Annotated in this window: 14 protein-coding genes; 9 read left to right on the forward strand and 5 right to left on the reverse strand. The window is 74.6% G+C overall.

The genetic code is table 11. The features are described 5' to 3' along the window. Positions 1-101: 101 nt before the first annotated feature. The gene (gene ndhC, locus ACGF7U_RS02565) at positions 102-479 is read left to right on the forward strand and encodes an NADH-quinone oxidoreductase subunit A (RefSeq protein ID WP_393102307.1); all 378 of its coding nucleotides are present in this window, start codon (positions 102-104) and stop codon (positions 477-479) included. A gap of 27 nt (positions 480-506) precedes the next feature. On the opposite strand, the gene folP is transcribed toward ndhC, so the two are convergent. After that, a complete protein-coding gene (gene folP, locus ACGF7U_RS02570) occupies positions 507-1,376 on the reverse strand; it encodes a dihydropteroate synthase (protein WP_393102308.1) in 870 nt (289 codons plus the stop codon). Between the two features lie 173 nt (positions 1,377-1,549). On the opposite strand from folP, the gene ACGF7U_RS02575 reads away from it, so the two are divergent. The 4 genes from ACGF7U_RS02575 (at position 1,550) to ACGF7U_RS02590 (ending at position 4,190) form a co-directional block, all read left to right on the forward strand. Beyond that, positions 1,550-2,308, forward strand: coding sequence for a DivIVA domain-containing protein (locus ACGF7U_RS02575; protein WP_393102309.1), 759 nt, complete (start codon positions 1,550-1,552; stop codon positions 2,306-2,308). After that, a complete protein-coding gene (locus tag ACGF7U_RS02580; protein WP_393102310.1) occupies positions 2,305-2,802 on the forward strand; it encodes an SRPBCC family protein in 498 nt (165 codons plus the stop codon). Before ACGF7U_RS02575 ends, ACGF7U_RS02580 begins: the two co-directional genes overlap by 4 nt. A gap of 166 nt (positions 2,803-2,968) precedes the next feature. Then, positions 2,969-3,550, forward strand: a complete 582-nt coding sequence (locus tag ACGF7U_RS02585) for a DNA-3-methyladenine glycosylase I (protein ID WP_393102311.1) — start codon at positions 2,969-2,971, stop codon at positions 3,548-3,550. Between the two features lie 13 nt (positions 3,551-3,563). Continuing rightward, a complete protein-coding gene (locus tag ACGF7U_RS02590) occupies positions 3,564-4,190 on the forward strand; it encodes a hypothetical protein (RefSeq protein WP_393102312.1) in 627 nt (208 codons plus the stop codon). A 270-nt stretch (positions 4,191-4,460) separates the two neighbouring features. On the opposite strand, the gene ACGF7U_RS02595 is transcribed toward ACGF7U_RS02590, so the two are convergent. Both ACGF7U_RS02595 and ACGF7U_RS02600 read right to left on the reverse strand, forming a co-directional pair. Further along, positions 4,461-5,252 carry an enoyl-CoA hydratase/isomerase family protein gene (locus tag ACGF7U_RS02595; RefSeq protein ID WP_393102313.1) on the reverse strand — a complete coding sequence of 264 codons (792 nt, stop codon included), beginning with the start codon at positions 5,250-5,252 and terminating at the stop codon, positions 4,461-4,463. 3 nt (positions 5,253-5,255) lie between these two features. Beyond that, a complete protein-coding gene (locus ACGF7U_RS02600; protein ID WP_393102314.1) occupies positions 5,256-6,074 on the reverse strand; it encodes a PaaX family transcriptional regulator C-terminal domain-containing protein in 819 nt (272 codons plus the stop codon). Between the two features lie 190 nt (positions 6,075-6,264). On the opposite strand from ACGF7U_RS02600, the gene ACGF7U_RS02605 reads away from it, so the two are divergent. Both ACGF7U_RS02605 and ACGF7U_RS02610 read left to right on the forward strand, forming a co-directional pair. Further along, positions 6,265-6,432, forward strand: coding sequence for a DUF3117 domain-containing protein (locus tag ACGF7U_RS02605; protein WP_007455245.1), 168 nt, complete (start codon positions 6,265-6,267; stop codon positions 6,430-6,432). A gap of 128 nt (positions 6,433-6,560) precedes the next feature. Continuing rightward, positions 6,561-8,033, forward strand: a complete 1,473-nt coding sequence (locus ACGF7U_RS02610; protein ID WP_393102315.1) for a leucyl aminopeptidase family protein — start codon at positions 6,561-6,563, stop codon at positions 8,031-8,033. 39 nt (positions 8,034-8,072) lie between these two features. Here the strand turns inward: ACGF7U_RS02610 and ACGF7U_RS02615 are convergent, their stop codons facing one another. After that, complete coding sequence (locus ACGF7U_RS02615) at positions 8,073-8,660, reverse strand: O-methyltransferase (protein ID WP_393102911.1); 588 nt, start codon at positions 8,658-8,660, stop codon at positions 8,073-8,075. Between the two features lie 299 nt (positions 8,661-8,959). Between ACGF7U_RS02615 and ACGF7U_RS02620 the strand changes: the two genes are divergently transcribed. Together ACGF7U_RS02620 and ACGF7U_RS02625 are read left to right on the forward strand one after the other, a co-directional pair. Then, entirely contained in the window at positions 8,960-10,282 is a 1,323-nt protein-coding gene (locus ACGF7U_RS02620) for a S1C family serine protease (protein WP_393102316.1), read from the forward strand. 75 nt (positions 10,283-10,357) lie between these two features. Beyond that, a complete protein-coding gene (locus ACGF7U_RS02625) occupies positions 10,358-10,780 on the forward strand; it encodes a preprotein translocase subunit TatB (RefSeq protein ID WP_393102317.1) in 423 nt (140 codons plus the stop codon). A 150-nt stretch (positions 10,781-10,930) separates the two neighbouring features. Here the strand turns inward: ACGF7U_RS02625 and ACGF7U_RS02630 are convergent, their stop codons facing one another. Then, the gene (locus ACGF7U_RS02630; RefSeq protein WP_393102318.1) at positions 10,931-12,079 is read right to left on the reverse strand and encodes an Mrp/NBP35 family ATP-binding protein; all 1,149 of its coding nucleotides are present in this window, start codon (positions 12,077-12,079) and stop codon (positions 10,931-10,933) included. Between the last annotated feature and the right edge of the window lie 67 nt (positions 12,080-12,146).

The following is a 12,146-nucleotide window of genomic DNA, read 5'->3' on the forward strand; positions in this document are numbered from 1 at the left end:
AGGGTTCAATATTCGACAACTGTTGTTCAGTGTCACTAGTCCCGCCCGGAAACAAATCCGTAACGCTCGGCCGACCGCGCGGGGCGGTAGGCTGATCGACCGTGACCGGTTACCTGGGCTCGTACGCGACGCTCGGGCTTCTGCTGCTCGCCAGCGTCCTCTTTTTTGTTACTGCGTTCTCGGCCAACCGGGTGTTACGTCCTGCCCGTCCGGCGGATCCCTTCGGCAAGCGCACCAGCTACGAGTGCGGCCTCGACCCCGTCGGCGCGGACTGGGCGCAGATGCAGATCCGTTACTACGTGTACGCGTATCTCTACGTGCTGTTCGCCGTGGAGTCGGTCTTCCTCTTCCCGTGGGCCGTGGTCTTCGACCGGCCGGGGTTCGGGTTGGTCACGGTCGTGGAGATGGCGGTCTTCGTCGCGGTGCTGGCGCTGGGCATCCTCTACGCGTGGCGCAAGAACATCCTGCGCTGGACCTGACCCGACCTCGCCGGTCCGACTCGCCCGTCAGGCGAGGCCGCGCCGCGTCGCCGCGGGCGGACGGTCGCCGCGGATCGAGGCGACCATGTCGAGCACCCGGCGGGTGGGACGGACCTGGTGCGCCCGGAACACCCGGGCGCCCAGCCAGGCGGAGACGGCGGTGGCCGCCAGCGTTCCCTCCAGCCGCTCGGCCACCGGCAGGTCCAGCGTCTCGCCGATGAAGTCCTTGTTCGACAGGGCGACCAGCAGTGGCCAGCCGGTGTCGGTGAGTTCGTCGAGCCGGCGGGTGATCTCCAGGGAGTGGCGGGTGTTCTTGCCGAAGTCGTGCGCCGGGTCGATCAGGATCCCGTCGGTTCGTACGCCCAACCCGACCGCGCGTTCGGCGAGCCCGGTCACCGTCGCGACCACGTCGGCGACCACGTCCGGGAAGGCGGCCCGGTGCGGCCGGGTCCGTGGCGCCAGGCCCCCGGCGTGCGAGCAGACCAGCCCGGCGCCGGTCTCCGCCGCCACCCGGGCCAGGGCCGGGTCGGCACCGGACCAGGTGTCGTTGAGCAGGTCGGCGCCGGCGGCCACCGCCTCCGTCGCGACCTCGGCCCGCCAGGTGTCGATCGAGATCACCACGTCGGGGAAGGCGGCCCGGACGGCGGCGATGGTCGCCACCGTGCGCCGGATCTCCTCGGCCACGTCGACCTCCGCGCCCGGGCCGGCCTTGACCCCGCCGATGTCGATGATCTCCGCGCCCTCCGCGACCGCCCGCTCCACCGCGCGCAGCGCGCTGTCCTGGGCGAACGTCGCGCCCTGGTCGAAGAACGAGTCCGGCGTCCGGTTGACGATCGCCATCACCACCAACTCGCCCGGGCCGAACGTGCGCCCACCGAGCCGAAGCGTCCCGGCCATGTCGCCTCCTGAAGGTCCGCGCCGTCGACCCGTCCCCGCCGTGGGCCGATCATGACGCTAACCGGTCCGCCGTCGCGCCGGCCCGTCCGGTGCCAAGGTCGGGGCGTGGCCGTCGGACAGGTCGGTGGAGTGGTGGGCTCGCTCCGATCCGTTCGACATGCCACGATCTGTGCATGGATCGGGTTCTGCTCCTGCTCGTCGTGGCGCTGACCGTCGCGGCCGTGGTGTTCGGGGTGACGGTGCTGGTCACCGGCCGGGATCCCGGCCTGGTGCCGGCCGAGCCGGACGGGCGCGCCGTGCCGCTGCCGGGTGCCCGCCCGCTGCGCGAGGCCGACGTGGGCGAGGTCCGGTTCGACACCGCGCTGCGGGGCTACCGGATGGACCAGGTCGACCAGGCGATGCGCCGGGCGGCCTACGACATCGGCTACAAGTCCGAGCTCATCGGCGTGCTGGAGGCCGAGGTCGCCGCGTTGCGCGAGGGGCGGACGGCGGACGCGGACGCCCTGCGCCGCGCCCGGGAGCAGGCGGCCGGGACGACCGCCGCCGAGCCGTCGCCGGAGGCCCGGGGGACGGTGCCGGTCGGGGTCGACCGGCCGGCCGCGACCGGAGACAGGGACGTGGTCGTCGAGCCGGTCCCCGCGTTCGCCGCCCCGGGCGTCGGATCGGCGCCGGGTGACGCGACGCCGACGGGTGCCGCCGCCCGTCCCGGCGACGCGCCAGCCGACCCGGCGGGCGGCGACGGCGCCGCGGACCGCGTCGACCGGGCGGGTGCCGAGCCGCCCACCCGGGGAGAGCCAGGCGAGCCCCGGCGCGAGGACCTGACCGGCCCGGGCGACGACGGCGAGACGGCACCGGCGGGCGACGACGGCGCGACGGCGCCGGCGGGCGGCGCGGGGCGGCAGGGGCCCGTGCTCCGGTCGGAGTCGGCGTGACCGGTCGCGAGGGCGGCGACAACCTGCGCGAGGCGGCCCAGCCCGGCGCCGGCGAGGTCACCGCCACGGTGATCGTCGACGCGCCGGCGGAGCGGGTCTTCGCGGCGCTGACCGCGTGGGAGCGGCAGTCGGACTGGATCCCGTTCACCACCGTCCGGGTGGTCGAGGGGGACGGCGGCGAGGGCAGCCTGGTCGAGGCGGTCACCGCGCTCGGTCCCGCCGTGTTGCGCGACGAGATGCGGGTGGTCCAGGTGGACGCGCCCTACGAGGTCCGCGTCGTGCACTGCGGGAAGCTGCTGCGCGGCCCCGGCGTGCTGCGCTGCACGCCGCTGGCGCGGGACCGCACCCAGGTGGTCTGGCACGAGTGGTTCCACGTGCCCGGCGGCCCGGCCGGGCGGGTGGCCTGGCCGGTGCTCTGGCCGGGGTCCAAGTTCGGCCTGACCCAGGCGTTGAGGAAGTTCGGCCGGCTGGTCGAGCAGGGGCGGCTGCCGTGATCGCGGACGATTTGCGTGATCGACTCGACATCCCCGACAGTCGGGGTGTCGGGTCGACCGGGACGCCCCGATGTCGTTGACCTCGGTCTGACAGAGATCCTGTCTCCGGGGCGCGTACGACGCCGGGGGCGAGGCACCCGTCGGGCCCGTGTCCTAGCGTGTACGCGTGACTGACCTGGTGATCGGCGCCGACGGGCTGCCGCGCTGCGGCTGGGGGACCAGCACTCCGGACTACGCCGCCTACCACGACACCGAGTGGGGCCGGCCCCTGCACGGTGACGACGCGCTCTACGAACGGATCACACTGGAGGCGTTCCAGTCGGGCCTGTCCTGGCTGACCATCCTCCGCAAACGCCCGGCGTTCCGGCTGGCCTTCGACGAGTTCCGGATCGAGGCCGTGGCCGGCTACGGCGAGGCCGACGTGACCCGCCTGCTCGCCGACGCCGGCATCGTCCGCAACCGGGCCAAGATCGAGGCGGCGATCGCCAACGCCCGGGCGGCGCTGGAACTGCCCGAGGGGCTCTCCGCGCTGCTCTGGTCCTTCGCCCCGCCGCCCCGGCCCGCCCGGCCCACGTCGTTCGCGCAGGTGCCCGCGCTGACCGCCGAGTCGACCGCGATGGCCAAGGCCCTCAAGAAGCGGGGTTTCCGGTTCGTCGGCCCGACCACGGCCTACGCGCTGATGCAGGCCACCGGGATGGTCGACGACCACCTTGCGGGCTGCCACGTCGTGGCGGCCGAGGCGGCGTGATGGGATGGAGACCATGACGACCGACACCGCGCACCGGGTGGACGGGGCGGCCCCCGCCGACGGCACGGGCGCCGCCTGGGCCGTGCTGCTGACCAGCGCACGTTACGAGGCCGAGCGGCTCGTCCACCACGACACGCTCGAACTGAGCGGCCTGGCCGACGCCGACCGGCCCCGCCCCGGCGACCGGGTGGCGGTGCTGGTCGACGAGCCGCCCCGGCTGGTGGCGCTGGGGCGGGTCACCGCGGCCAGTGGCCAGGACCGGGAGGACCCGGACGATCCGCTGTCCGAGCGGGTCGAGGCGCCGCTCGTGGTGGCGTACACCCGGCGGGCCTTCGACGAGCCGGTGCCGGCCGAGGCGGTGGCGCTCGACGGGCCGGTGACCGCGCTCGACCCGACCGTGTTCCGGGAGTTGGCCGACCGGCTCGGTCCGCCACCGCAGCGGCGGTCCTGGCTGGTCAGCCTCGACCTGCCGATCGAGGCCGCGTCACCCGCCGAGGCGGTCCGGCTGTTCTGGGCGTACGTGCAGGAGCTGGGGCCGCGTGAGCTGCCCGCCTTCGTCTCGCCCTCCGGCGACGAGTTGGCCATGCAGGCGTTCGTGCTCGGCGCGGAGGCCAACCAGGATCCGGAGGAGGACGACTGACCCGACGCGGGTGACGTCGCCGCGACGAAGCCCGCCGGGCCCGAGGTGCGACGCCCGGCCCGTGAAGCGTCGGCGGTGTGTTCAGGCGGACCGTGCGGCGTCGACGACACCCGAGGCCCGCACGGCCGCGGTGGCGCCGCCGTGGGTCCGCACGAACGCGGTGACGCCGCCGTGGTCCGCACGAAGGCGTCGACGCCGGCTGGGGCCGGCCGAGGCGCCGACAACGCCCGGGGGTGCCGCAGGCAGCGGCAGGCTGGCGACGCGGCCCCCTCAGCGGCCCTCGAAGACCGGCTTCTGCTTGTTGACGAAGGCGATGGTGGCGGCACGGTGGTCGGCGGTGCCCCCGCAGATCGACTGCGCCTGCGCCTCGGCCGCCAGGGCGTCGGCCAGGGTGCCCGCGTCGGCGATGGAGAGCTGTCGCTTGATCGCCCCGTACGCCACGGTCGGGCCCGCGGCCAGCCGGGCGGCCAGTTCCTGCGCCGTCGGCAGCACCTGCTCGTCGTCCTCGACCACGCGGTTGAGCAGCCCGAGCTGGCAGGCCTCCTCCGCGCGCACCGACTCGGCCAGCATCAGCAGCTCGACCGCCTTGGCGTGGCCGACCAGCCGGGGCAGCGTCCAGGAGGCGCCGGTGTCGGCGGCGAGCCCGACCTTGGCGAACGCCATCAGGAAGCTCGTCGACGGCCCTCCGATGCGGATGTCGGCGAGGAAGGCCAGCGAGGCGCCCGCCCCGGCGGCCATTCCCCGCACCGCCGCGACCACCGGCTTGGGCAGGTTGGCCAGCCGGGCGGCGATCGGGTTGTAGTGCGCCCGGACGGTGTCCAGCGGGTTGCCGTCGCTGGACTCCAGCGTCTGCACGTGCTCGCGCAGGTCCTGGCCGGCGCTGAACGACCCGCCCGCGCCGGCGAGCACCACCGCGCGGCAGGAGCGGTCCGTCTCCAGCTCGGCCAGGGTGTCCCGCAGCGCCTCCTTGAGCGCCACGTCGAGCGCGTTCATCGCCGTCGGGCGGTTCAGCGTCAGGGTGACGACGGCGTCGGTGCGGTCGACGAGCAGCGGCTCGGTCACGTTCTAACGACCCTTCTGTCGCGCGATGCGGTTGCCGGCGTCGAGGCACTGCTCGACGTACCGGTCGGCGGCCGGACGCAGCCGGGCCGCGTGCCGGTCGAAGAAACTGGCCGCGGCCGTGCCGGGCCAGCGCTCGGGGAGCAGCGCCGGTGGCAACTGCGGGTCCCGGAACAGGAAGGTACGCCACGCGTGCACGAGCCGGAACCGGGCGGCGTACGCCTCCTCGTCCGGGCTGCGTACGGTGACGCCGGCCAGCAGCGGCCGTTGTTCGGCGACGAACTGCTCGTACGCCCGGCCGATCTCGGTCAGGTCCCAGGCGCGCCGGACGACGCCCATCGCGCCGGGGGTGCCGGAGGTGTGCGCGGCGGTGAACCGCTCGTAGCGCACGCCCGCCTCGTCGAGCAGCACGTCCACGTCCTCGCCGGGGCGGGTGGCCACCCAGGTGCACTCGTCCAGGGCGCCGTAGCCGAGGAAGGTCAGGTTGGCGGCCAGACGCTGCCGTTCCCGCCGCGAGTTGGGCGCCTCCAGTACCAGCAGGTCGAACCGACCGTCCCAGGTGATCCGGCCGGTCCGGTAGATCCGGGCCGCCGCCTCGTCGAGCCGGCGGGCGGCTTTCGGTGTGATCGCATATCCCGGGCCGGAGGTGAGCCGGCACGGGTCCAGCCACCCCTGGCGGACCATCCGGGAAACCGCGGTACGCACGGCGGGCGGGGCGATCCCGAGCGGCGCCAGCAGCCTGACCAGGGCGGCGACGGGTGCCCGGCCGCCCCTCGCCCGGAGGTGGTCGCCGTACAGGTCGAAGAGTGCCGACCGTGCCTGCATGACCGCACATTGTGACAGGCCTTCTCAGGATAAGCTAGATGCTGTTACATCAATGCTGCTTCGGTTTGGGTCCGGCGGTGTTCATCAGGGAAAATCGTTGGTCGACACCCCCGCGTAGGTTGCGGGTGGTCAAGACGAAGTGGCTGTGGGGCAACCCACCGACCCTGGTGTAGGTCTGAGGGGAGACAACATGGCGGCGATGAAGCCGCGGACGGGCGACGGTCCGCTGGAAGTCACCAAGGAGGGCCGGGGCATCGTCATGCGGGTCCCGCTGGAGGGCGGTGGCCGGCTCGTCGTCGAGATGACTCCCGACGAGGCCAACGCGCTCGGTGACGCGCTCAAGGCGGCCGCCGGCTGACCGAGGAGCGGTCCGCGCGCCCGCGCGGACGTTTCGTCAACCCCTGAGCCACCGGCCCCGCCGGTGGCTCAGGGTCTTCATTTCCCGCGGAGCGCGCTCCGCGAGCTCTTCTGGAGGTACGGCTCCGCGTGCTCGCCATCCGTCTGCTCGTCGAGCCGGAACGGCCCGACACCCTCGTGCTGCCCGTCCGGCCGGGGCCGACCGACGACGCCCCGGCCCGGCCGGCCACGACCGACGTCGCGCTGCCCGACGGCGTGGCCGAGGAGGCCGCCGCCCTGGTCCCGGCCGCGCGCTCGACCGGCCGACCGGGCGAGTTCCACGCGCAGCTCCGGCCCGGGCGTGACCCCGGCCGGCTGCTGCTGCTCGGGATCGGTGCGGGCGACGAGGCGGGCTGGCGGACGGCGGGTGCGGCGCTGGCCCGGGCCGCCCGCGATGAGACGCGCGTCACTCTGGCCATGCCGGCCGGGGCCACCCCGGCGGCGGTACGCGGACTGGTCGAGGGGCTGCTGCTGGCGTCGTACCGGTTCCGGCTGACCGACTCCGGCGGTGCTCCCGCGCTGGCCGGGGTCGACGTCGTGGTGGCCGACCCCGACGCGTACGCGACGGCCGTCGAGGCCGCCCGCACGACCGCCCGGATGACCCGGCTCGCCCGCGACCTCACCAACACCCCCTCCTCGACCAAGAACCCCGAGTGGTTCGCCGGTCAGGTGGCCGTCGCGGCGGCCGACGTCGACGTGCCGGACCTGCACCTGCGGGTACGCGGCCCGGAGGAGCTGGCGGCGGAGGGCTTCGGCGGGATCCTCGCGGTCGGCGCCGGCTCGGCCAGCGGCCCGCGCCTGGTCGAGCTGGACTGGCGGCCGGCCGACGCGCGTACCCACGTGGTGCTGGTCGGCAAGGGGATCACCTTCGACACCGGCGGCATCTCGATCAAGCCGGTGCCGGCGATGAAGCTGATGCGCAAGGACATGGCCGGCGCGGCAGCGGTGGTCGCGGCCACCCTCGGCGCGGCGGCGCTGCGGCTGCCCGTCCGGGTCACGACGCTCACGCCGCTGGCGGAGAACATGCTCAGCGGCTCGGCGTTCCGCCCCGGCGACGTCATCCGCCACTACGGCGGCACGACCAGCGAGACCACCAACTCCGACGCCGAGGGGCGGCTGGTCCTCGCCGACGCGCTCGCCTACGCCGTCGCCGAGCTCAAGCCCGACCTGCTGATCGACCTCGCCACGCTGACCGGCGCGAACGCGGTCGCGCTGGGCAAGCGGACGGGCGCGCTCTACAGCGAGAACGACGGGCTCGCCGCCGACGTGCTGGCCGCGATCGACGCCGCCGGCGAGGCCGCCTGGCGGATGCCGCTGCCCGCCGACTACACCGAGTACCTCGGCAGCGAGCTGGCCGACCTGCACAGCTCCCCGGACCGGGGCGCGGGCTCGGTGATGGCCGCCCTGTTCCTGCGCGAGTTCACCGGCGAGCTGCGCGACCGGTGGCTGCACGTGGACATGTCCGCGCCGTCGTGGGCCGAGGGCGACGACGCCGAGCTGACCAAGGGCGCGACCGGCTGGGGCGTACGCTCGCTGCTGCGCTGGCTGGGCACGCTGGGCTGACCGGCGGGCGCCGCCGGCCCCCGGCGGGCCGGCGGCGGGTCAGCACTTGACGGCGGCGAGCAGCCCGTGGCCGACCGGCAGCAGCGCCGGGATCCAGTGTTCCGACTCCCGGATCGCCTTGACGGTCTCCCGGATGGTGACCGTCTCGACGTCCCGGGCGGCGGGATCGCCGATCCGGCCGTCGGCCAGCATGCCGTTGAGCGCCAGCACGCCACCCGGACGCAGCAGCCGCAGCGCCGCGTCGACGCAGGCGGCGAACCCGGTCGACTCGGCGTCGACGAAGACCAGGTCGTACGCGCCGTCGGCGAGCCGGGGGAGCACGTCCAGCGCCCGGCCGGTGATGATCCGGGTGCGGCCGGCGGCGAAGCCCGCCTCGGCGAAGATCCGGCGGGCGATCCGCTGGTGCTCCACCTCCACGTCGATGGTGGTGAGCACGCCGTCGGCGCGCATGCCGCGCAGCAGCCAGACCCCGCTGACCCCGGTGCCGGTGCCGATCTCCACCACCGCGCGGGCGCTGCCGGCGGCGGCGAGCAGCCGCAGCGCCGCGCCGGCGCCGGGCGTCACCGCGTCGAGGCCGACCTCCCGGGCCAGGCTGCGGGCGGTGCGCAGCACGAGATCCTCGGTCACGTACGACTCGGCGAACTGCAGGGTCTGGGCCGTCGAGGTGCCGGAACCGGCGACCGTGGCGATGACACACCTCCGGGCGGCGCGAGTGGTGCGGGGGCGGGTGGGCACTGTGAGCCTAGAGGCGACGCCGAACGGGCGCAGCCGCGCGTCCGCCACCTGACGATCACGGCCGGCAACCGGTGACTGAGTCCGCGGCATCCGTGTAATCCTGGAAGCGGCATTCCGTCGATCGCGACCGGGCGACCCCCTCGCCGGGTCCGTGGAGCGCGGGATCCGGGGAAGGACTGGGAGGCACCGACGTGACCGACGGCTGGGACTGGCGCCAGCCGGGGGGAACTCCGGCACCGGCGCGACCGCCGGGGCCCGGATACCCGCCGGTGGGGCCGCCGACGGCGCCGCAGGGCGCCACGGGCGGCCCGACTTCGCCCTGGTGGTCCGACGCGCTCGCCGACCCGTGGCGCGATCCGGCCGCGCCGGCCGCCGTGGTGGTGCCGGCCGCACCGGTTCCCGGCACGGAGCCGGAGCCGGTCAGCGACCCGGACGCCCCGCGCCGGCCGACGCTGCGGCAGTTGCTGCTCATCCCACTGATCACCGCGCTGCTCGCGGGCAGCCTCGGCGGCGCGCTCGGGTACGCCTTCGCGGTCCGCGGCGGCGCCGCAGGTGGGACGGTGCTCGGCGCCGACCCCCAGGCCCCCGGCCTGGCCCAGCGCCGGCCCGAGTCGCTCGCCGGGGTGGCCGAACGGGTGCTGCCCAGCGTGGTGACCGTCCGGGTGGCCAGCCTCGGCGGCACGAGCGAGGGGTCCGGCTTCATCGCCAGCGCCGACGGGCACGTGATCACCAACGACCACGTGGTGGCGGGGGCGACCGGCAAGGCGTCGGTGGTCTTCAACGACGGCAGCTCGGCCCCGGCCACGGTGGTCGGGCAGGACCCGGAGTCCGACATCGCGGTGATCAAGGTCTCCCGCACCGGCCTGCGCCCGGTCGAGTTCGGCGACTCCGACGCCCTGGCCGTGGGCGACCCCGTGCTGGCTATCGGTTCGCCGCTCTCGCTGGCCAACACGGTCACCGCCGGCATCGTCAGCGCGCTGGACCGGACGATGCAGGCCGGCGAGCCGGGCGGCCCCACGCGCTACTACGCGGCGATCCAGACCGACGCGGCGGTCAACCACGGCAACTCCGGCGGCCCGCTGGTCGACGGCGCGGGCCGGGTGATCGGCGTCAACTCGACGATCAAGTCGCTGGTCTCGGACGGGCAGGAGGCGGGCAACATCGGCCTGGCCTTCGCGATCCCGATCAACCAGGCCAAGCGGGTCACCCAGGACATCATCGGCACCGGCAAGGCCCGGCGCACCGTCATCGGCGCCCAGGTCGGTGGGCCGGGCGCGGGCACCGGCGGGGCCGGCGTACGCCTGGCGGCCGTCGAGCCGTCCGGGCCGGCGGCCGGCGCGGGGCTGAAGGCCGGCGACGTGATCCTGAAGCTCAACGGGCGGCCGATGACCGAGCCGACCGACCTGATCGCCCTGGTGCGCAAGTTCGCGCCCGGTTCGGTGGTGACCGTCGAGTACCGTCGGGGCTCCAGCCGGCAGAACGCCTCCGTGACGCTGGCCGCAGACGCGAAGTAACGCCCGGTCACCCCCTCCCCGCGCGGCGTCCGACGTGCGTAGTCTTGCTGCTGACGCCGAGAGGAGGCCCGCGCAGTGTTCGACAACCTGAACTGGTGGGAGATCGGTGGGCTGCTGCTCCTGGCGCTGCTGATCTTCGGTGACCGGTTGCCCGCGGTGATCAGCGACGGCCTGCGGATGGTGCGCAACCTGCGCAACATGGCCCGCAACGCCACCACCGACCTCAGCCGGGAGCTGGGCACCGACATCCAGCTGGAGGATCTGCACCCGAAGGCGTTCATCCGCAAGCACTTGCTCAGCGAGGAGGACGAGCAGGCGATCCGGAAGCCGCTGCAGGGTGTCTACGACAACCTCCGCGCGGACGTCACCGGCGTGCACAACGAGCTGAAGGACGTCGCCTCCGCCGCGGACCTGCGGTCGAACGGCGCCCGGCCCGGCACCGCCACCGGCGGCGCCCCGGCCCCCGCGCCGCGCGTCAGCTACGACGACGCCACCTGATCCCGCCACCGCGTCAGCCACGACGGCGGCGCCCGGCGTACGCCCGTCAGGAAACGGCGACGGGGGCGGCGCTCCCGGGGGAACGCCGCCCCCGTGCGGGTGGCGACAGCGCCGGCTGCGGCCGGCGGGCGGTCAGCGGCCGGCGGGCGGTCAGCGGCCGGCGGGCTTGAGGCCCAGCGGCTTGCCGAGCAGCGACTCGCGCCGCAGGGCGAGCCGGTCGGCGACCTGGCCCAGCGCCTTCGCGGCCGGCGACTCCGCCTCGGCCAGCACGATCGGGGTGCCCTCGTCGCCGGCCTCGCGGACCCGGGTGTCGAGCGGAATCTGCCCGAGCAGCGGCACCTGGGCGCCGATGGTCTTGGTCAGCGACTCGGCGACCGTCTGGCCGCCGCCGGAGCCGAAGACCTCCATGCGCGAGCCGTCCGGCAACTCCAGCCAGGACATGTTCTCGATGACGCCGACGACGCGCTGGTGGGTCTGCAGGGCGATCGCGCCGGCCCGCTCCGCCACCTCGGCGGCGGCGGCCTGCGGCGTCGTGACGACCAGGATCTCGGAGTTGGGCAGCAGCTGGGCCAGCGAGATGGCCACGTCGCCGGTGCCCGGGGGCAGGTCGAGCAGGAGCACGTCGAGGTCGCCCCAGTAGACGTCGGCGAGGAACTGCTGCAACGCACGGTGCAGCATGGGGCCGCGCCACACCACGGCGGCGTTGCCGGCGGTGAACATGCCGATCGAGATGACCTTCACGCCGTGCGACTGAGGCGGCATGATCATGTCTTCGACGCGGGTCGGGCGGCCGTCCGCGCCGAGCATCCGGGGCACCGAGTGGCCGTAGATGTCCGCGTCGACCACCCCGACGGAGAGCCCACGGGCGGCCAACGCCGCGGCCAGGTTCACCGTCACGCTGGACTTGCCGACGCCGCCCTTGCCGCTGGCGACCGCGTACACGCGGGTGCGGGAGCCCGGCTGGGCGAACGGGATGACCGGCTCCTGGGAGGCGCCGCCGCCGCGCAGCTTCGCCTGGAGCCCCTGGCGCTGCTCGGGGCTCATCACGCCGAACTCGATCTCCACGCCGGTCACCCCGGGCACCGCGCCGACCGCCGCGGTGATGTCCGAGCGCAACTTGTCCTTCAGCGGACAGCCGGCGACGGTGAGCAGCAGCTCGACCCGTACGACGCCGTCGTCGCCGACCTCGGCGGAGCGGACCATGCCGAGTTCGGTGATGGGCCGGCGGATCTCCGGGTCGTTGACGGTGGCCAGCGCGGCCTGGATCGCGTCGGAGACGGTGCTGACGGGTGCTGACATGCCCGCAATGCTACGTCGGCGGCGACGCCGCACCGCCGCCAGCGCGGCCCGGTGTGAGCGAATCGAT

This window comes from Micromonospora sp. NPDC047670, assembly GCF_043204915.1.
Taxonomy (GTDB): Bacteria; Actinomycetota; Actinomycetes; order Mycobacteriales; family Micromonosporaceae; genus Micromonospora.

Excerpts from the sequence above, each read along its gene's own strand:
- folP (WP_393102308.1), bottom strand. The coding sequence starts at position 1,376 with ATGGCCGGGACGCTTCGGCTCGGTGGGCGCACGTTCGGCCCGGGCGAG.
- ACGF7U_RS02575 (WP_393102309.1), top strand. The coding sequence starts at position 1,550 with ATGGATCGGGTTCTGCTCCTGCTCGTCGTGGCGCTGACCGTCGCGGCC.
- ACGF7U_RS02590 (WP_393102312.1), top strand. The coding sequence starts at position 3,564 with ATGACGACCGACACCGCGCACCGGGTGGACGGGGCGGCCCCCGCCGAC.
- ACGF7U_RS02600 (WP_393102314.1), bottom strand. The coding sequence starts at position 6,074 with ATGCAGGCACGGTCGGCACTCTTCGACCTGTACGGCGACCACCTCCGG.
- ACGF7U_RS02605 (WP_007455245.1), top strand. The coding sequence starts at position 6,265 with ATGGCGGCGATGAAGCCGCGGACGGGCGACGGTCCGCTGGAAGTCACC.
- ACGF7U_RS02630 (WP_393102318.1), bottom strand. The coding sequence starts at position 12,079 with ATGTCAGCACCCGTCAGCACCGTCTCCGACGCGATCCAGGCCGCGCTG.